This window comes from Micromonospora arida, from assembly GCF_042873195.1.
GTDB lineage: Bacteria > Actinomycetota > Actinomycetes > Mycobacteriales > Micromonosporaceae > Micromonospora > Micromonospora arida.
Map to the genome: position 1 here is coordinate 124,980 of NZ_JBIALC010000015.1, position 18,539 is coordinate 143,518.

An 18,539-nucleotide genomic window follows, 5' to 3' on the forward strand; every position below is an offset into this window, starting at 1 on the left:
TGCTCCGATGTCGGCTGCTGCGGCCACCGACCCTCCCAGCGCGTCATCCATTCACTGACGGCTCTCCCTTACCTTCGGCAATAGTGTGCCGTCGTCACACCGCGCCTTGATCTCGCTCTTGTTGTCTGCGGACAGCAGCACCACCTGGATCTCCTTGACGGGTCCGGCGTTGTAATCCTTGAGGCGGTAGCTGGGGGCAGGAGCGACGTCTACGACGCGAGCCTGATCGCCGGTGCAGAGCACAGTCACCACGCCACCGAGTGCCCGAACGGGTGTACCTGGCTTCGAGGAGGTCGGCGCCGACGCGGCACTGGACGGCCGCGTCGGCTGTTCGGCGCTGGGTGAGGTTGCAGGGCCAGGGCCGGCCGTCGGACCGGCTCTGGCGGTCGGTTCAGCCGGCCCAGCCGGAACGGTCACCGTGCGGCTTGGTCTCGAGACTGGTGCGGGCTCCGCGGACGTCTGCCGGGGAGCAGATGCCTCAGTGGCAGACACATCGAAGGCGGCGCCGGGCGGGGTGGCACCGTCACCTGTGGCGACCCCGCCCGATCTGCCATCGACAGGTATGAACTGGGGGAGCAGGAGCGAAACGGTCCCTGCCGTCACCACGAGAACGGGTATCAACACGGCGTTTGGGATGCGGCGACGCCGACCGGCGGCGGTCGGGGCCGACACGGGCGAGTCGGGTGCTCGCTGCGTCGCCTGTGTCACCCGCCGATCGGCGTCATCGGTCAGACCGTGCAGGGCCGTGGCCACCTCCGCGGCGTCCGGCCGATCCGCGGGATCCCTGGCGAGGCAACGGTCGAGGAGGTGGTGAACCTCGGGTGACACTCCCTCGATGTCAGGCAGCGGTGCCGGATCGACGTACACGTGAGCGGTCAACATCTGCGTGGGGGTCTCCGCCGACCAAGGCAGCTCATTGGTCAGCGTTCGGTACAGCAACAGTCCGAGCGCGTAGACGTCGGAGGCAGGCAGGACATTGCCACCGGCGAGCCGTTCGGGCGCGAGGTATGCCGCGGTGCCCAGCAGCTGTCCGTCCGCCTCCAGCTCCGGCCGACCGACAGTGGTGGCGATACCGAAATCGACCACCTTCACCCCGGCCGGTGTCAGCATCACGTTGGACGGCTTGATGTCCCGGTGCACCAGCTGACGTTCGTGCGCGGCGGCGAGCGCCTCGGCGACCTGCGCGCACGTCCGCATCGCGGCGGCCGGCGGCAGTGGACCGGCGGCAAGTCGCTGGGACAGGGTCTGGCCGGGCAGCAGTTCCATCACCACATACGAGACCTGGCGACCGGCGGCATCGGTGTGCTCGCCATAGTCGTACACACTCGTCACGTGCGGGTGCCAGAGGCCGGCTGCGGCCCGGGCCTCTGCCTGGATGCGGTGTCGTGCGCCCCGGGCGGTAGCTTGCTCGCCGGCCAGGACCTTGACGGCCACCGCGCGTTCGAGGACCCGGTCCCACGCCCGCCAAACGGCCGACATGCCACCAGTACCGAGACGGCTCTCGACCTGATACCTGTCGTCCAATAGATCACCGGCCATCACTGGGACAGCTTGCCAGAATGGACCCGCAGCGGCATGGCGGTCTGATCCGATGCTGGTCACCGGCCGTCCCCTCGGCTCTACCCGCCTCATCGCCCAGCGCACCTGACCGGACCGATGAGAGCGGCGGTAAGGGCCGGCCGTGCTCGGCCGGCACTTAGGTGCGCGGTGGGGGAGAATCGAATCATGTTTGTCATCAAGGAGCGGTTCTTCTCGATCGGCGACGACTTCGATGTGCTCGACGAGCACGGCACCAAGGTCTTCCATGTCGACGGCAAGGTGTTCAGCGTCCGCAACAAGGTCGTCATCGAGGACGCGTCCGGCCGTGAGGTCGCCACGCTGCACCGGCACCTGGTGGCGCTGCGTCCCACGTACGAGATCCGGATCGGCGGCGAGAAGGCCGCAGAGGTCCGCAAGAAGCTGCTCACGCCGTTCCGCGACAAGTTCACCATCGACGTGCCGGGGCCCGACGACCTGGAGATGAAGGGTGACCTGCTCGACCACGAGTACGTGATCGAACGCGGCGGCACCGAGGTGGCCTCGGTCTCCAAGCGGTGGCTGACGATCCGGGACACCTACGCCGTGCAGGTCACCGCCGGCGTCGACCCGCTGCTCATCATCGGCAGCGTCCTCGCCCTCGACCTGGCCATGAACCGCGACAAGAAGAAGGCCGACGACGAGTGATCCTCTGGACGGCAACCGCATTGCTCGGGCTCGTGGCCAGGACGGTCCGACCCGTTCCTACGCCGCGAACAGTCCGTAACCAGGCTGGGGCAGGAGCAGCCGGCTGCGTTACTGGCTGTGGGGCCGGATGTTGTGGTTGAGGTGGAACACGTTGCGCGGGTCCCAGATCGTCTTGAGCGCGGTGAGCCTGGCGAGCTTGGCGGTCGGGTATGCGCGGCGTACCCCGCGTTGCCCCTCGTCGGCGGCGAGCGAGTTGACGTAGACGCCGTCGGCGTACGGGTCGAGCACGGCTGCGGCACTGCGAGCCGCCGCCGTCCGGATGTCGTCTTCGGATGGCTCGGTCCAGCGGGAGCCGGCGCCGAACTCGAACATGGTGCGGCGGTGGCTGAACGAGGCGTCGGCGTCCGCGACGTCGGCGATGGCGCCGCCGTGCGCCTGTAGGCCGACGTTGGCCAGGTGGGCGCCGGTGTGCAGGTCCGACGCGCCGCGCAGCAGGAACGCCTCGATCGCGGCGGTGGGGAACTGCCGCAGATAGTGCGCACTGGAGTACCGGCGGTAGGCGTGGCCGCCGACGGTGTCGTCGCGTTGCTGCAGTTCCAGGTACGACGGCGTGCTGACCCGTTCGGCGACCGGGCGGCCGAGCGCGCGCAGTGCCGGCAGCAACCGGTGACCCTGTGCCGGGTCGCCGACCCATACGAAGCCGACGGTGGCGAGAGGGCCCCTGGCCGTGCTGTGGACGTCGGCGGTGAAGGTCGCCTGCCGTGGTGCGACGGCGTTGAGGTCCCGCCAGCCTTCGAGCACCGGTACGGCGTCCTCGGCGCGGAAGTCGAACTCGGCGACCAGGGTCCGCGTTCCGGTGTGGTGCAGTCGAAATTCGAAGTCGGTGACGATGCCGAAGTTGCCGCCCCCACCGCGCAGGCCCCAGTAGAGGTCGGGGTTCTCGGTTCGGCTCGCGGTCACCACCTCCCCGTCCGCGGTGACCATCGTGTAGGAGACGACGTTGTCACAGGCCAACCCGTGTTGGCGGGCGAGCCAGCCCATACCGCCGCCGAGGGTCAGGCCGCCGACCCCGGTGTGCGAGACGTTGCCGGCGGTCGTGGCGAGGCCGTATGGCTGCGACGCCCGGTCGAGTGCGCCGAGCAGCGCGCCGCCCTGGACCCGGGCCCGTCGCCGGATCGGGTCGACCCGAACGCCGTTCAACGGGGTCAGGTCGATCATCAGGCCGTTCGCGGGGACGGCGAGGCCGGCCACGTTGTGCCCGCCGCAGCGCACCCCGATCTCCAGGTCGAGCTCGCGGGCCAGGCGCACCGCGGCCACCACGTCGGCGAGGCTCGCGACCTGCACGATCATCCGCGGGCGCCGGTCGATCATGGCGTTCCAGACGGTGCGGGCCGCGTCGTAACCCGGATCACCCGGGGTGAGGAGGCGGCCGTCGAAGCGGGGATTGATCGTCGTCATACGTCTGAGCCTGACGTAAATCGGTACACCCGGTAAGGTCCGATTTCATGGGCCGTACCAGGACCAATTCGAGCACGGCGGGGGACCTGCTCATCCATGTCGACCGGTCCTCGGCCGAACCGCTGCACCGGCAGATTGCCGCCTCGATCCGGGGCAGCATCCGGGCCGGCCGGTTGCGTCTCGGGACGTCCCTGCCGCCCACCCGCACCATCGCAGCCGATCTGGGAGTCTCACGCGGCGTCGTGGTCGAGGCCTACCAGCAACTCGTCGCCGAGGGCTACCTCACCAGTCGGGCGGGCGGCTACACCCAGGTCGCTGTCGAGTCGGCTCCTCCGTCGGCGGGTCGGCGCGGCGGGGATCGGCCGGCGGCCCGGATCGACTTTGGGTACGGCCGCACCGACGTGTCGTCATTCCCCCGGGCCGCCTGGCTGCGTTCGGTGCGAACGGTCCTCACGACCACGCCGAACGAACGTTTCGCCTACCTCGACGGCCGTGGCGTACCCGAACTGCACGCAGCCCTGATCGACTACCTCAGCCGGGTCCGCGGCACATCGGCCCGCCCGGAGAACGTCGTGATCTGCAGTGGCTACGGTCAAGGCGTCGCGCTGATACTCCAGGTGCTCGCTGCGCGCGGCGCCCGCAGGGTGGCCGTTGAGGACCCATCTGCGGACGACGACGCCCGCCTCGTCGCGGCCGCCCTCGGCCTGGACGTGATCGGCATCCCGGTCGGGCCGGACGGCATCCTCGTCGAGAAGCTCGAACGGGCTGACCCGGACGCCGTCGTGCTGACGCCCTCGCACCAGTGGCCCACCGGCGGCGTCCTGTCGGCCACGGCGCGGGCCCGGATCATCGGCTGGGCGCAGCGTCGCGGCGCCGTGGTGATCGAGGACGACTACGACGCGGAGTACCGTTACGACCGCTCGCCGGTCGGCGCCATGCAGGGGCTGGCACCCGACTCCGTCGTCTACTGCGGCACAGCAAGCAAGACCCTGGCGCCAGGGCTGCGTCTCGGGTGGCTGCTTGCGCCGTCACACCTGGTCGACGACATCACGGCCGCCAAGGTACGGGCCGACCGCGGTTCTGCCGTCATCGACCAGTTGACCTTTGCCGACTTCCTCACCCGCGGCGAATTCGACCGACACCTACGGCGCATGCGCCCGGTCTACCGCCGCCGCCGCGACGCACTCCTGGCCGCGCTGCGCGCACGCCTGCCCGACCTGGAACCGGTCGGTGTCGCGGCGGGCCAACACGTCGTCACCTGGCTCCCGCACGACCTCGACGAGGCTCTGGTCGTGGCTGCCGCCGCCCGGCGCGGACTGGGCGTGCAAGGCGTCTCCCGGTACCGACTGAGCCCTGCCGGACCCGGCGGGCTGATCTTCGGCTACGCGACCCTCACCGAACGCTTGATCACCGAGGGAGTGGAAGCCCTTGCCGACGCGGTCGCAGAGGTCCGAGCGCAGATCTGCCGCTGATGGCACCCGAGCACGCCACGGGTCTGGCCCGGACGGCTGCTCGAGGCCGGAGGGGGCCGGGGTGCCGTTGCGCCCCGGCCCCCTCCGGCCTACTCCGTCGGTACGGAGTAGGGATCTCTCAGGTCACCCGCAGCGTTGACCGTTGAGGTTGAAGGTGGTTGGCGCCGGATTGGTGCCGCTCCACGTGCCGTTGAAGCCGATGCTGGTCGACGCGCCGGGGGCGAGTTTGCCGTTCCAACTCATGTTGTCTGCGGTGACGCTCGTTCCGTTCTGTTTCCAGGTGGCCGACCAGCCCTGACTGACCTTCTGGCCGGTGGTGGGGAAGTCGAATGCGAGTTTCCAGCCGTCGATCGCGGTGGTGCCGGTGTTCTTGACCGTCACGGTCGCGGTGAAGCCGCCCGGCCAACTGTTCGCCGTGTAGCCGACCGTGCAGCCGACGGTCGGGGCGGTGGGCGCGGTCCGTACGGTCAGGCCGGGGGAGGCCGCCGAGACGTTGCCCGCCGCGTCGCGGGCGGTTACCACGAAGGTGTACGGGGTGTCCGGCGTCAACCCGTTCACGGTGTACGTGGTGCCGGTGGCGCTGCCCACTTTCACGGTGCCGGTGGTGTCGACCCGGTGCACGTCGTAGCCGGTGACGGCGGTGTCGTCGGTGGACGGCGTCCAGGACAGCGCGACGCTGTCGCCGGTGATCGTGCCGGCGGTCGGCTTGCCCGGGGAGGTCGGCGCCTGGGTGTCGCCGGGCGTGGTGTCGCGCGGCAGCACCAGGTGGGTGATCGAGTTGGCCGGGAAGGTGGCCGTGAGGCCGCCGGTGGTCACCGGCTGGTCGGCCTCCCGGACGACGCCGGCGAGGTCTGCCCCGCTGTAACGGTAGACCTGGGCGGTGCTGGCGGAGGCGCCGGTGAGGGCGATCGGGCTGGTCAGGTCGTCGCCGGTCTTGTTGACGACGACCAGGGTGAGTGCCTTGTCGGCGCTCCGCTCGGCGGCGTACACGGCCAGCTTGCCCTGGTCGGCGCTTGTCGCCTGGACGGAGGTCTCGCCGAACGCGCCGCCCTTGCCGTCGTAGTTGCGGTAGACGCGGAAGGCGTTGGCCACTGGTTGGTCGGCCGTGGGTGCGGTCCAGAGGGTGGCCAGGTCGAGCCCTTCGCGGCCGAAGATGCCGAGTACGTCAGCCTGGGCGAGCGCGCCGTTGAGCGACCCGAAGCCGCCCCAGTTGTACTCGGTCATCGCGACCTTCGTGCCCGGGTAGTGCTGGTCGACCAGCTCGCGCAGGCGCGGGATGAAGCGGACCGGACTGTTGATCCAGCTCTCGTCCACGTAGGTCGGGTCCCAGAGCTGGCGGGTCGAGCGCAGCCGCAGCGCCTGGGTGTCGGCGTCGCCGGCCGCGTCGCCGAGCACGCCGGACTGCTGCGGGTAGAGGTGGACGTCGAAGTAGTCGAGGATGCGGGTGCCGTGCTGCTGCTCGTACTCGCGCATCCGGTCCAGGTACCACGGGCCGAGGTCCTGGCCGCCGTGCGCGGCCTTGTCCGGTGGGTTCGACCAGCAGCCGGTGCGCGAGCAGGTGTCCTGGTCGAGGCCCGAATAGAGGATCGAGTTCAGGCCCCAGCCGACGGGACCGAGCGTCTTCGCGCCGGGGTCGGCAGCCTTGATCGCGGCGGCGTACCCGTAGGTGCGGTCGCGTAGCTCGTCGTAGCCCATCCCGGTGGGGCGGACGTCGCGGTGGGTGGATTGCCAGAGGTCCGGCTCGTTGTCCAGGTTGTAGAACTGGACCCCGCCGTTGGCGGCGGCGCCGAACTGCCCCTTGAGGTGGTTGACGAAATCGGTGACGTACTCCGGACCGACGGCGACGCTGGTGTCCTTCGGATCGTTGCCGGTGACCAGTGAACCGTCCGGCTTCTTACCGTTGCCGCAGTCCGGTGCCCAGGTGTCGGTGGACTCCTGCGGGCCGTACTTGGCGACGCTGAAGCCACACGCCCGCGACCGGTCCTTGGCGATCCAGCCGAGCATCGGCACGGTCATGACCGTGGCGGCGCCGGTGGCCTTGTTCTGCTGCACGAACCGGTCGGTCTCCGAACCGCTGGGAAGGTCGCCCGGACTCGGGTTGTCGTTGGGGATGTTCTCGAAGTACCAGTCCGACGCACGGTTGGTGGTGTCGGCACGGAAGTTGTAGCGGGTGGTGGCGTTGCCGCCGTAGCGGTGCACCGGCAGCCGCAGGTCGCGGGCGAGGGCCTGGTCGGCGAAGTTCATGCCGTAGACGTACGGGCTGATCTGGTGCCGGGCGGCAGTGGTGTCCACGGCCAGCGCCGGGCCGGTCGCGGCCTGGGCGGGCTCCGGCAGGGCCAGACCGCCGAGGGCCGTGGCGAGCACGACGGGGAGTAGAGCTGTGGTGGGTCGCACGAGCATTCCTTTCGCATAGGAGCTCGACGATGGGAGCGCTTCCACAGCGTTGCGCTTTCCTGGCTCCGAGTCAACGCCGGAAGGCCCATTGTTGATCATGTAGATCCACTCGGCCTGTGCAGGGAGTTGGCACGTCGGGCCGTACCGATGCTCGTGGTTGCACCCGCCCGGCTTCAGGCCCGACCTCCTCTGGCCCGCCGAAGTCAACCTCTTCACATATGATGACGTTCATCGATGTGGTCGTAGCTGAAGCGGCATGCCGGAATAGCTCGGATCGCCGCAGCGCGGAGGCAACCGCGCCGCAACGGTGCAGGCGGGAGCACCTCAGCGTCGCACGGCCGGAAAGTTCCTGCTGGCCCAGCCCTGGTGGCCGGGGACCAGCCGTCTTGGAGGATGACAATGCGCAGATTTCTCGCGGTGTTCAGCGCCGCCCTGATCCTCGGCGCCGCAGTCGGGAGCGTTCCGGCCGGCGCGTCGGGGGCCTCCCCTCCCTCGTGCCCCCGCGGCCTGCTCTTCTGTGAGGACTTCGAGCGACTGCCTCCCGGGGGGCCCAGCACGTTGAACTGGGGCGTCGACACCCGCCACGGCACGCTCACCGTCGAACGTGCCCGCCGTGGCAACCAGGTGCTGCACATCCACACCGTTGACAACGGACGCGCCTTCCTGCGCGTCGACGACTTCGCCGCGCCGGGCAACCGCTTCTACGGCCGTATGCGTCTGCGCGTCGACGCCTTCCCCACGGCCCCGGACTGGGCGCATTTCACGCTGGTGGAAGCGACCGGCACCGGCAGCGCGGAGGTCGTCCGTCCGGTCGGTGGGCAGTACGCGCCCACGGTCCCCGGAACCTTCTGGGGGGTCGGCGCCGACGGCGGTCCGACCGGCGACTGGACCAACTGGCGGGAGTCCGCCCCGGTCACTGAGGACACCTGGCAGTGCTTCGAGTGGAAGATCGACGCGGCGGACAACCGCGTCGCGGTGTGGATCGATGGCGTGGCGAACCCGGAGCTGACAGCCTCCACGAGCGACCACGGTGGCAACGACGTTCCCTTCGTCCTGCCGACGGTCGACACGGTGAAGATCGGCTGGCAGCTTTACCAGGGCGGCACGACGCCGGGCGAGTTTGACCTCTGGATTGACGACATCGCCCTTTCGGGCAAGCGGCTGGGCTGCTGACCTGGAGCTGGGTGGCTCGGCGGCTCTCGACACATGTGGTCGTGATGTCAGTCCCGATTGGTGTCCCTGCCGGGGTGCGGCTTTGCTGCCGCACCCCGGCGGCGGCTGCGACCTGCGCTACGTCGCTGCAACCGAGGCGTACGGATGCGGAACCAACCTCCATGGCGATCATCGACATCTATCGCTACGATCCGACATCGACGGATTACTGAGCGTTGATGTGTGCTGTCCGCAAGCCCTGGACGCTGGCAATCCGGCGCCGCCACGAACTGGTGCCGGCCTGAGGATCACGCCGTCTCGACGAAGGGAATCCGGATGACGGAGAGCGCGCAGACCACCGAGAGCCGAAGCGTTCCGCCCGCGCGGCCGTACCCGTTCAGTGTGCCCGACCGCCTCGTCGTCGACCCGACCTATGGCGAGCTGCGCGAGAACGAGCCGATGACCCGGGTGAAGCTCCCCTACGGCGAGGAGGCGTGGCTCGCCACCCGTTACGAGGACGTCCGTACGGTCCTCGGCGACGTGCGGTTCGGCCGCGCCCCGGCCGTCCAGCGCGACGAGCCCCGGCTCACCCCGCGCCAGCAGTACAGCGGCATGCTGACCATGGACCCGCCCGATCACACCCGGCTGCGCCGGCTGGTGGCGAAGGCGTTCACGGCACGTCGGGTAGAGGCGCTGCGACCCCGCACCCAGGAGATCGCCGACGGGCTGGTCGACAACATGGTCCGGCTCGGTCCTCCGGCCGACCTGGTGGAGCACGTCGCCACGCCGCTGCCGATCCAGGTGATCTGCGAGCTGCTCGGGGTCCCGTACGCCGACCGCGACCGCTTCCACATCTGGTCCGAGGCGATCGTCTCGACCACATCCCTGCCCATGGAAACGATCCAGGAGTACCTGAACAATCTCTGGGGCTACATCGGTGCTCTGGTCGCCGAGCGCCGCCGCGAGCCGGGAATCGACGACCTGCTCGGCGCGTTGGTGCGGGCCCGCGACGAGAATCAGGATCGGCTCAGCGAGACCGAGCTGGTGGAGCTGGCCGGAGGGCTGCTCGCGGCCGGCCACGAGACCACGGTGACCCAGATCCCCAACTTCATCTACGTCCTGCTGCACAATCCGGACCAGCTCGCTCGGCTACGGACCGACCCGTCGCTGGTGCCGGCCGCGGTCGAGGAACTGCTGCGGTACGTGCCGCTCGGCGTCGGCTCCTCCTTCGCCCGGTACTCCAAGGAGGACGTCGAGGTCGGCGGGGTGCTGGTCCGGGCAGGTGAGCCGGTCCTCGGCTCCCTGTCGTCGGCGAATCGGGACGGTACCGTCTTCGCCGACCCGGACCGCTTGGATCTCGAGCGCGAGCAGAACCCGCACATGGGCTTCGGGCACGGCGTACACCACTGCGTCGGCGCGCAACTGGCCCGCATGGAGTTGCAGGTCGCCGTCGCCACCCTCGTGACTCGCCTGCCCGGATTGCGGCTCGCCGTGCCGGAAGCCGAACTGCAGTGGAAGCGGGGCATGTTGGTGCGGGGCCTGCTCGGCATGCCGGTGGCCTGGTGAGTACCGCCTGGCGGATCGGGGTGGACACGAGCCGCTGCATCGGCACGAGCATCTGCGCCGGTACCGCGCCCGAGCACTTCCGCCTGGTCGGCGGCTTGTCCGCGCCGCTGGCGGACGTGGTCGCCCCGGCCGATGTCATCCTCGACGCCGCCGACTCGTGCCCGGTGGAGGCGATCACGGTCCACGACGCCGCGGACGACCAGCTGATCGCGCCGCAGGAGTGACCCGAAGTTCGGCAGGGCAACACTGGCGTCGGCACCACGCGCTCGTGGTGGAACTCGGTAGACACACACGGCTCAGACCCGTGTGCCGAGAGGCGTGGGGGTTCGACACTTGCGGGGTAGAGGAGTGTCAGCGGGCCCGCTGAAGTTCCCGATCGCGTCGGTCGGCGACGCTGGAACCGGACTCGCGGCGGGCCATCTGGCGCAGCACCACCGGGGCGATCAGCAGCCCCGCCACTGCCCAGGCGCCCAGCACGGCGACCGTCTCCAGGTGCCGCCAGGAGTGACCGATTTCGACGACGACCGCCGAGGGTGGGAGCAGCGCTGAACGCATGCCCAGGCCCAGCCAGTAGATCGGGAACACCTGTGCCGCGGTCTGGAGCCACTGCGGCAGCACGGTGATCGGGTAGAAGATGCCGGAGATGGCGATCACCGCGAGAATCGGTAGGGTCAATATGCCCTGGCTGCGTGCGCTGGTGAAGATGGAGCCGAGCACGGCACCGGCCGGCAAGGTGGCGATCAGGCCCAGCATGAGCACTGCGAGCAGGGTCATCCAGGCGGTGGGCCGGGCCGTGCTCAGCCCATCCACCAGCAGCAGTGCGGGTAGAAGGAAAATTGCGAGTTCGATGAGCAGGCCACCGGAGACCGATATCAGTTTGCCGGTCAGGTAGCCGAGCATGCCGTTCGGTATGGCCTTCGCGCGAAGCAGCGTGCCGTCTTCGCGGTCGGCGGTCAGCTGCTGGCTCATGCTCACCATGGCCATGGCCGTGTTCATGCCGAGGATGCTCGGCAGGGCCAGGGCGCCGAGCGGGAACCCGCTCGGCCCGAACTGTCGGTCCCGCAGGAACCACAGCGTGATCAGCATGAGTACCGGCCAGAAGACGTGGTTGAACAGGTCGCCGCCGTTGGTGACCGACTGCCGTAACTCGACCAGGCCGCGGGAGCGGCCGGCTCGCAGGGCGATCCGTACCGGGTTCATCGCAGTCCTCTATCCGCCGGTGCGCCCTGGTGCGCCTGTTCCGCCCGGCGCATGAGGGTCAGGTACGTGTTCTCGAGCGACGCCCGGCGCACGTCGAGGTCGTGCAGGTCGTCGCCGTGCTCGCGGTACAGCTCGTAGACCAGCCGCGCCGGGTGGTCGGTGGGTTGGCTAAATCGTTCGCCGTCAAGGGACCAGTGCACTTCGTCCCGGCCTGCGATCCGGCGGGACAGTTGCTGGGCGGTGCCGTCGCCGATGATCCGGCCGTTGTCGAGCACCAGGATGCGTGCGGCGAGTCGCTCGGCCTCGTCCAGGTCGTGCGTGGTGAGCAGGATGGTGGTGCGGTGCTCGGTGGCGAGAGCGCGAATGAGGTCGTGAAAATCGTGGCGGGCCGCCGGGTCAAAGCCCACGGTCGGCTCGTCGAGGAAGAGCACCTCTGGGCGACCCACGATGCCGATGGCCACGTCGAGGCGGCGGCGCTGGCCACCGGAGAGCGTGCGGATCTTTTGGTCAGCCTGCCCATCGAGACCGACCGCGGCGAGCAGGTCGTCGGGATCCCAGGGCGTCGTGTAGCCGGTGTAGTAGGCGGCGAACTGCGTCAGCAGTTCGCGGACCCGCCACTTGCCATGGTCGCGCCAGGACTGCAGGACGACGCCTACCCGGGCGCGCCAGTCCTCGCCCGCCCGCGCCGGGTCGGTGCCCAGCACGTGGACGTGTCCGGCCGACCGGGTGCGGAAGCCCTCCAGGATCTCGATCGTGGAGGTCTTGCCGGCCCCGTTCGGCCCGAGCAGCGCCAGCACCTCGCCGCGGCGGGCCTGGAAGGTGACGTCGTGCAGTACCTCGGTCGTCCCGTACCGCATCCGGAGGGCCGCCACGTCGACCACGAGGGTGTCGTCAGCGGCCATCGCCGCCGCCGGCGATCTCACGGCGTACGTCCTCGGCAAGTCCGTCCCGGTCGGCCGCCGCCAGCTCGAGCGCCCGGGGCACCGTGCCGACCGGGGTGAGCAGGACTCCGAGCAGTACGTGCCCGGGTCGGCAGTCGCGCTTGCGGTGGGCCGCCGCGAAGCCCCGCTCCAGCGCGGCCTTCGCCGTGGCACCCAACTGCGGCGAACCCTCTGCCAACGGGGTCGCCAGCGGGAGCCCGCCGTCGACGCGCACGCCGGCGGCGGCCAGGCTCCGCTCGAACTCGCGGTCCAGCGCTCCGCGAACTGCCGCGTGATCGAGGCCAGCCGAGGCCAGCACGGGCGAGCCGTCCCGGGCGATCGCGAGCAGCAGATGGTGGGCCTCGATCACGGTAGAGCCCTCGGCGCGAGCCTCGGACCCGGCCGCGACGAGGATCCTGTTGAGGTAGTGGTCGAAACTGCTCATCCCGCACGCCTCCTCAGCGCGACGCCGGCGGCGATGAGCCGCTTGGCATGCTTCTTGTAAACCGCCTGGCGGGTCACGCCCAGCGCCTCGGCCACCTGCGGCCAGCCCCAGCCGGACCGCATCGCTTCCTCGACGGCGGCATCCTCGACCCGGTCAGCCAACCGCCGAAGCGCGCCGACTGACGCGAGGCGGTCGGCGACTTCTCCAGAGGCGGAAATCTCCACGGACATATAAGCAACCGTAGTTGCTTATATGTGGATAGTCAACCTGGGTTGCTTCAGGTTCGTGGGGTCTCACAGACTCAGGCCCCACGAGCGTCCATGCCGGTGATCCCGCCTCCGCGGATGTGCAACGCCGGACAGCCGTTGGGGCTCGACATGCCCGTCCGTCCGTCCGCCCGGGCAGGCGAGCCGCAGCGTCCAATTCCGCGTCGACGTCGTCCAGCGTCTGCCAGGTGTCGCGTAGCCAGGTGTGCTCCTCGACGTTCCGCTCGAGGCTCCTGCGGACCAGGCCGGCTCCGTACGCGTGGTGGTCGACATCCAGCGAGAGGTCTCAGGCTGTCACGGTCGCTCGCGACTGACGCAGCCAGCTCGGCCCCAGGGGTTCGCCAATGTGCTCTTCGAGGCGTACGCCGCCGCGGTGCAGGCCGCCCTCGAATTGGCGGCGCTCCTCCGTCTGAAGACGGAGGAGAAAGGCCCTGAAGCGCCGGCTCAGGAACCGCTGGAAGCCGGAGCACTCCTCGGGTCGCAGTTCACGTCCCGTCTCGCGCAACGCACGATTGGCCTGCTCGCGCACGGGGGAGTCGCCGCCTCAGGAAGTCCAGACTCGGCAGCTTGAGGCGTTCATGCCTGCTGCCCTGCTGCATTCGCCCGCGGCCTTCTGCGGTCAATGCTGTCCGTAGTGCACCCACCAGGGCAAGATAGAAACACGGTACGTGAATGACCAAGATCCGTGGGACCCCGGCCGTTTGCCTGAACCCTCTCGGTTGGCTTGAGTCGGGTATTCGACTGTCCGTCCAAATGTCATCTCGGGCCACCGCGCCTGGCTCTGCGTCGGGAGTTGCGTCTCTCGGGCATGGACAGTACTGGCGTAGCCGAGGCCCCGCCGTGGCACCGGCAGCTGGGAATTCTTTTGTACGCTTGGAGGGCATAAGCTTTCGTGAATAGACGGTGCGGTGCTACGCACGTCGGGAAGGGAAGACCGTGGCAGACCTGACATCCCCTGCGGAGTCCGACAGCACCTCCGGCTCCCTGGTGGTCTCCTTCCGACTGGAGTTGGCCGGCGCGGATCAGCCCGGCACACCCGCTCGTGATCCAGAACCTGACGACCTGCGATCGTTGCGGGCATGGCTGCGCGACGACTCGCACGTCGGCCGGCACGCGATCGCACAGCCGGTAGACGAGGTGCCAGACCCGGGCCAGATGGGGATCGTCGGTGATGTCGTGCAGTTTGTCGCCGACACGGGCTTGGACGCGGCGGCACTCGTGATCGCGATTCTCGCCTGGCGGGACAGCCGTCCTGCCAGCCTGCAGCAGAAAGTCACGATCATCCGAAACGGAAAGAGGTTGGAGATCACCGGCGACCCCGCAACGATCGACCGGATCGTGCGGCTATTCGAGGACGAGGAAGAGTAGACGTGTCGGTTCCTGACCCTGCCGAATCTCGAGTGCTACTCGTCGGGACAGCCTCCTATCAGGACGAAAGCTACAGGGCTCTGCCTGCGGTCGAGAACAATCTGATCGACCTGAAGGTGGCCATCATCGACTCCAGCATCTGGGGGCTCCCTCCCGATAATGTGAAGGCCGTCCTCGACCCGTGGGACCCCAAGAGGATCATCGCTCCGCTTCAGAAGGCAGCCCGAGAGGCAACCGACACGCTGCTCTTTTACTACGCGGGACATGGTTATTTGAGCCCAAAAGACTCGGCTCTCTACCTGACGTGCAACGACTCCTCCGGGGACAATCACTCGAGCGCCTTGGAATACAAGCACATAAGGGAGGTGGTGCTGGACAGCCGCGCGAGACGGAAGGTTGTCATCCTCGACTGTTGTTTCTCGGGGAATGTGCACGCGCAGATGGGCGTCGAGAGCAACCTCCAGAGTATTGAGGGTGCCTACGTGTTGACCTCCACGGGACGGAACCAGGCCAGTACCGCACCCCCGGGACTACGGAACACCGCATTCACCGATGCTCTGCTGATCTTGCTGAAGGACGGGATCAGTAGTCTGTCCAACCAGGGTTTCTTGACTCTCGACAACATCTACCGCGAACTGCACGCCGGGTTGCCCAGAAAGTCGTACCCGAGACCGGATCGCCGTGACCACGGCAACCTCAGTGACCTGCCCCTGGTCCGCAATCGCGCCTATCAGCGGTCGGATCGGCAGGTGGCCGGAGGTCGCTCACACTCGGTGGCGCCTGAGGTATCGCCGGCAACGGATGAGACGGTGCCTGCGCCTCAAATAGTCGTCACCAGAGACAAGACCCGCGGCCTCCGATTTTGGCGGTCCGGACCGGCGGTGGTGTCCGGTCTGCTCGGCACCCTCGGTGGGGGTGTTGTGACGGCCGTGGCCGGCGGAGTGGCCGGTGTGATCGCTGGTACAACCGCGGCCCTGCTCTGCTACGTGACCACCGTGATCGCTGAGGGTCAGGACGACGGCTTCCGTTCCCGCTGATTAGAAGTTGCTGATCACCTCAAGCAGGACCTCCCGAATTGTCGAACGGTCCACTGCGGGGTAGCTCCCCCCGCCACTGACCGAAGCGATGGTACCCAATTGTTCCAACATTTCCCCCTTCGCGTCGACACCGTAGGCGATCGGGAAGACCCGCACCGGGTCCCTGGCGGCGCCTGAGGCGCTGATCGCCTGCGTGAGCTGGCTCTGCTTGTAGGCACCGCCCTTATAGGAGTCAGCGCCATCGGTCAGTACGATGACGGCCTTGATGTACGACCCGGTGGTGGACTTCTCCAGCCAGTCGTGGGCGGCTGCGATCGTGACGTACAGCGCGGTCGCACCGCTGGGTCGCATCCGGTTGATTCCGCTGGCAAGTTCCTCTCTTTTCGTGTCGATCAACCCTGGTGCCACCACCTCCCGATACGGCTTGTCGGAACTGGAACTGTCGCCGGAGAACGTCCACAGCCCCACCTCATCACGCCGGCTGAAGTCCGCGAGGGAACTGGTCAACGCGTCCTTGGCGCGATCGAGCCGGCTCTCCTCACCCGTCTCGGCCGGGACGTTGTCGATCATGCTGTACTTCATCGACAGCGACGTGTCGACGACCAGCAGAACCCGGGCGGGCTTTCGGATGTTCTCCCAGGAGTCCAGCACTGCGTCGATGACCGGGCCGTCCGGCAGCTGCGTGAACTTGGTGAGAGGCGTCTTCGTCACTCCGAGTTCCTTGGCCACAGCCTCGTCCAGGGTGCCGTCGAGATGGCGGAAACCAGCCTCTGTGAATGTCTTTTGCTGATCTTGCTCGCCAAGCCAAGCGTGGAACTGGTGAGCCAGGGCGACCTGGTCGGGTGTCGCACGGGCTAGCACTGCGAACGGCGAGTCGGACATGATCGTCCCGTCAGCCAGAGCCACCGGCACAAGCGGAACCTTCGGCTCAAGTTTGTGTTCGCACCAGTCCCGGTTGCCACTGTTGTAGTCGTAGACCGACTTCTCCTCGACTGGGACGGCACTCACATACCTGAGCGCGTTTACGGCACTGTCCTTGTCCGCGGCCGCCAACTTGCACAGATAGTCCAGGGTGGTCTTGCCGTAGTGGATGGTGGCGAGCTCCAGCGTCTTGAGCTTCTCCTGCAGGATGCTGTCGCGGGTGTCGGGCTCGCTAACGGCACCCGGGTTGGCGGTGGAAAGTGCCGCGTACTCGGTCAGGAGCGAAGTCAACCCGGCCGTGGAGAAATTGGGGTTGGTCTTGCCGAGGGTGAAAGGCCCCCATTGGTCCTTGCTCAACTCCTTCCATGCGGCGGGGTCGTTCGCCAGCCCCAAAATCCGGTCCCAGGTGAGTGGCCCCGTCTTTGTCAGCTCCTCGGCGATTGGCTTAGGGAGGGCGATGACCAGCGGAGTCTGGGTGATCGGAGCGAGGACCTCGTCGAACAGCGCCTTCCCGCTCTTGTCCGTGCGTCTCTCAAGCAGCCGGTACCAGACGCTCGATGCGGGGCTCCACACCTCTGGAAGGTCCGCCGCGGAGCCAGTGCCCGCCTGTAGCCCTCCTGCCAGAGCAGTCAGCGCGGCACCGGAACCTGTCGCTGTGATCTCCACCTGGTAACAGCCGGCAGGCGTCTGTACAAATTCTTCGGCCAGAGCCTTCAGCAGCACGGCCTTCTCGGTCGACGACATCACGGTGATCTTCGTGCCGCATGCGGCCTTCTTCGGCGGAGCCGGTGGCTCCGGTGAACCGTCGGGCCACAGAAGAAGGCACGCGATGAGGATCGGCGCCAGACCGGCTCCGATGCCGATCGCGTAGGCACGCTGCCTTCGGCGGGCGTGCGGCAATGGGACCGCGCCGGCATTTTTTGAGCGGAACACGCGTCACCACACTTCCACGCGGGAGCAGACGATTAGCTCGGGTGAATGCGATTGTCACGGCAACTACCGAAGCGGTAATCCTGCCACGCTCGGCGCGACTCCAACAGCAGCAGCGTTGTCGACATCACGTCCAGCCAGGGCTCCAACCCCGTTCGGATCGCGCTGACTCGGGTCTACCGGGTCGGCTGACACCTCGATACCCGGATCGGTCCGCGAATCCGGCACCGGCCGTGCTCGTCGGCCGGGCGCAGCTACCAGGCGCCGGGCGGTACGCACTTGACGTACCAGCAGCTGTGGGACCTGACCGCCAAGTGCCCTTCCTGCCGGCGCTGGTGTGGCTGGTAGCCGGGCTGGTGGCAGCCGCTGGTTGCGGCAGCGTTGAGGGCGAGTGCAGGAGCGGGCGGATTTCTGCCGGGTGGCGCGTCTATCTCGGCGTCGTGAGGCGACGGTTGAGTTCCGCCCGGACGGCGGGCCACTCGCTTGCGATGATCGAGTAGACGACGGTGTCGCGCACCGTTCCATCGGGCATGATCGTGTGGCTGCGCAGGATTCCGTCTTGTTTGGCTCCGAGGCGTTCGATCGCCTTCCGCGAGCGGTGGTTGAGCCAGTGTGTGCGGAATTCGACCGCAATACAGCCCATGTCGTCGAAGGCGCGTGTCAGCAACAGGAGCTTGCAGGCTGCGTTGATGCCGGTTCCTTGCTGGGAGGCTGCGTACCAGGTGTAGCCGATCTCAGCGCGGCGGTTGGCCGCGTCGATGTGGCACAAGCTGGTCACCCCCACCGCTTGGCCGGTGCCGGAAAGGCACACGGCGAAGGGCTGCATCGTGCCCGCGGACCGCTCGACGATGAATCGCCCAACGGTCTCGCCCATGGTGTCGGGGGTGGGAACGCTCGTGAAGAACAGTTCCCAGAGGTCTCCGTCGCTGGCCGCGTCGACCAGGCTGTGCACGTGAGACTCCTCCAGTGGCTGTAGCTCCACCCCGTGGCCGCGCAGTCCTGCCTCAGCAGGCGCCACGACACGCCTCCCACATCGCGCGCGTCATCTCGTACTCGACCTCCACTCCCGACAGCGGATCATCTCAGAGTGGCGGTAGGTGCGCACGTACCGCATGCCGGTGGCTTCCATCACGGACACCGACCGGCCGACTCCTGTCGGGAGTCAGCACGGAGTTCGATCGAGATCA

General features: G+C 68.1%; 17 protein-coding genes. 7 read left to right on the forward strand and 10 right to left on the reverse strand.

Annotated features, from left to right (window positions below):
- Positions 1–51: 51 nt before the first annotated feature.
- Positions 52–1,602 (reverse strand): serine/threonine-protein kinase, encoded by a 1,551-nt coding sequence (locus ACFYP0_RS30175; protein WP_356979713.1) that lies wholly within the window; start codon positions 1,600–1,602, stop codon positions 52–54.
- Between the two features lie 123 nt (positions 1,603–1,725).
- Here ACFYP0_RS30175 and ACFYP0_RS30180 point away from each other — a divergent pair, with 123 nt between their 5' ends.
- On the forward strand, positions 1,726–2,223 hold the full coding sequence (locus ACFYP0_RS30180; protein WP_356979711.1) for an LURP-one-related/scramblase family protein: 498 nt from the start codon (positions 1,726–1,728) through the stop codon (positions 2,221–2,223).
- 108 nt (positions 2,224–2,331) lie between these two features.
- Here the strand turns inward: ACFYP0_RS30180 and ACFYP0_RS30185 are convergent, their stop codons facing one another.
- Positions 2,332–3,681 (reverse strand): FAD-binding oxidoreductase, encoded by a 1,350-nt coding sequence (locus ACFYP0_RS30185; protein WP_356979709.1) that lies wholly within the window; start codon positions 3,679–3,681, stop codon positions 2,332–2,334.
- A 47-nt stretch (positions 3,682–3,728) separates the two neighbouring features.
- Between ACFYP0_RS30185 and pdxR the strand changes: the two genes are divergently transcribed.
- Positions 3,729–5,153 carry a MocR-like pyridoxine biosynthesis transcription factor PdxR gene (pdxR, locus tag ACFYP0_RS30190; RefSeq protein WP_356979707.1) on the forward strand — a complete coding sequence of 475 codons (1,425 nt, stop codon included), beginning with the start codon at positions 3,729–3,731 and terminating at the stop codon, positions 5,151–5,153.
- A gap of 123 nt (positions 5,154–5,276) precedes the next feature.
- On the opposite strand, the gene ACFYP0_RS30195 is transcribed toward pdxR, so the two are convergent.
- The gene (locus ACFYP0_RS30195; RefSeq protein ID WP_386998370.1) at positions 5,277–7,547 is read right to left on the reverse strand and encodes a glycoside hydrolase family 44 protein; all 2,271 of its coding nucleotides are present in this window, start codon (positions 7,545–7,547) and stop codon (positions 5,277–5,279) included.
- A gap of 558 nt (positions 7,548–8,105) precedes the next feature.
- Between ACFYP0_RS30195 and ACFYP0_RS30200 the strand changes: the two genes are divergently transcribed.
- The 3 genes from ACFYP0_RS30200 (at position 8,106) to ACFYP0_RS30210 (ending at position 10,489) form a co-directional block, all read left to right on the forward strand.
- On the forward strand, positions 8,106–8,720 hold the full coding sequence (locus ACFYP0_RS30200; RefSeq protein WP_356979703.1) for a hypothetical protein: 615 nt from the start codon (positions 8,106–8,108) through the stop codon (positions 8,718–8,720).
- 315 nt (positions 8,721–9,035) lie between these two features.
- Positions 9,036–10,265, forward strand: coding sequence for a cytochrome P450 (locus ACFYP0_RS30205; protein WP_355498098.1), 1,230 nt, complete (start codon positions 9,036–9,038; stop codon positions 10,263–10,265).
- The gene (locus tag ACFYP0_RS30210) at positions 10,262–10,489 is read left to right on the forward strand and encodes a ferredoxin (RefSeq protein ID WP_355498096.1); all 228 of its coding nucleotides are present in this window, start codon (positions 10,262–10,264) and stop codon (positions 10,487–10,489) included. The genes ACFYP0_RS30205 and ACFYP0_RS30210 overlap by 4 nt, the downstream gene beginning before the upstream one ends.
- 127 nt (positions 10,490–10,616) lie before the next feature.
- Here the strand turns inward: ACFYP0_RS30210 and ACFYP0_RS30215 are convergent, their stop codons facing one another.
- The 5 genes from ACFYP0_RS30215 to ACFYP0_RS30235 form a co-directional block, all read right to left on the reverse strand.
- Positions 10,617–11,465: an ABC transporter permease gene (locus tag ACFYP0_RS30215; RefSeq protein WP_356979701.1), complete on the reverse strand. Its 849-nt coding sequence runs from the start codon at positions 11,463–11,465 to the stop codon at positions 10,617–10,619.
- Positions 11,462–12,367, reverse strand: coding sequence for an ABC transporter ATP-binding protein (locus tag ACFYP0_RS30220; RefSeq protein ID WP_356979806.1), 906 nt, complete (start codon positions 12,365–12,367; stop codon positions 11,462–11,464). The genes ACFYP0_RS30215 and ACFYP0_RS30220 overlap by 4 nt, the downstream gene beginning before the upstream one ends.
- Entirely contained in the window at positions 12,357–12,830 is a 474-nt protein-coding gene (locus ACFYP0_RS30225) for a Clp protease N-terminal domain-containing protein (RefSeq protein WP_356979699.1), read from the reverse strand. The genes ACFYP0_RS30220 and ACFYP0_RS30225 overlap by 11 nt, the downstream gene beginning before the upstream one ends.
- Positions 12,827–13,060 carry a hypothetical protein gene (locus tag ACFYP0_RS30230; protein WP_356979697.1) on the reverse strand — a complete coding sequence of 78 codons (234 nt, stop codon included), beginning with the start codon at positions 13,058–13,060 and terminating at the stop codon, positions 12,827–12,829. The genes ACFYP0_RS30225 and ACFYP0_RS30230 overlap by 4 nt, the downstream gene beginning before the upstream one ends.
- A gap of 322 nt (positions 13,061–13,382) precedes the next feature.
- Positions 13,383–13,625: a hypothetical protein gene (locus tag ACFYP0_RS30235; RefSeq protein WP_356979695.1), complete on the reverse strand. Its 243-nt coding sequence runs from the start codon at positions 13,623–13,625 to the stop codon at positions 13,383–13,385.
- Positions 13,626–14,032: 407 nt separating this feature from the next.
- Here ACFYP0_RS30235 and ACFYP0_RS30240 point away from each other — a divergent pair, with 407 nt between their 5' ends.
- On the forward strand, positions 14,033–14,464 hold the full coding sequence (locus tag ACFYP0_RS30240) for an effector-associated constant component EACC1 (protein WP_356979693.1): 432 nt from the start codon (positions 14,033–14,035) through the stop codon (positions 14,462–14,464).
- Positions 14,465–14,466: 2 nt separating this feature from the next.
- Positions 14,467–15,501: a caspase family protein gene (locus ACFYP0_RS30245; RefSeq protein WP_356979691.1), complete on the forward strand. Its 1,035-nt coding sequence runs from the start codon at positions 14,467–14,469 to the stop codon at positions 15,499–15,501.
- Here the strand turns inward: ACFYP0_RS30245 and ACFYP0_RS30250 are convergent, their stop codons facing one another.
- Both ACFYP0_RS30250 and ACFYP0_RS30255 read right to left on the reverse strand, forming a co-directional pair.
- Complete coding sequence (locus ACFYP0_RS30250; RefSeq protein ID WP_356979689.1) at positions 15,502–17,355, reverse strand: vWA domain-containing protein; 1,854 nt, start codon at positions 17,353–17,355, stop codon at positions 15,502–15,504.
- A gap of 424 nt (positions 17,356–17,779) precedes the next feature.
- Positions 17,780–18,370: a GNAT family N-acetyltransferase gene (locus ACFYP0_RS30255; protein ID WP_386998371.1), complete on the reverse strand. Its 591-nt coding sequence runs from the start codon at positions 18,368–18,370 to the stop codon at positions 17,780–17,782.
- Positions 18,371–18,539: the final 169 nt, after the last annotated feature.

Excerpts from the sequence above, each read along its gene's own strand:
- pdxR (WP_356979707.1), top strand. The coding sequence starts at position 3,729 with ATGGGCCGTACCAGGACCAATTCGAGCACGGCGGGGGACCTGCTCATC.
- ACFYP0_RS30185 (WP_356979709.1), bottom strand. The coding sequence starts at position 3,681 with ATGACGACGATCAATCCCCGCTTCGACGGCCGCCTCCTCACCCCGGGT.
- ACFYP0_RS30230 (WP_356979697.1), bottom strand. The coding sequence starts at position 13,060 with ATGTCCGTGGAGATTTCCGCCTCTGGAGAAGTCGCCGACCGCCTCGCG.
- ACFYP0_RS30220 (WP_356979806.1), bottom strand. The coding sequence starts at position 12,367 with ATGGCCGCTGACGACACCCTCGTGGTCGACGTGGCGGCCCTCCGGATG.
- ACFYP0_RS30215 (WP_356979701.1), bottom strand. The coding sequence starts at position 11,465 with ATGAACCCGGTACGGATCGCCCTGCGAGCCGGCCGCTCCCGCGGCCTG.
- ACFYP0_RS30225 (WP_356979699.1), bottom strand. The coding sequence starts at position 12,830 with ATGAGCAGTTTCGACCACTACCTCAACAGGATCCTCGTCGCGGCCGGG.
- ACFYP0_RS30180 (WP_356979711.1), top strand. The coding sequence starts at position 1,726 with ATGTTTGTCATCAAGGAGCGGTTCTTCTCGATCGGCGACGACTTCGAT.
- ACFYP0_RS30205 (WP_355498098.1), top strand. The coding sequence starts at position 9,036 with ATGACGGAGAGCGCGCAGACCACCGAGAGCCGAAGCGTTCCGCCCGCG.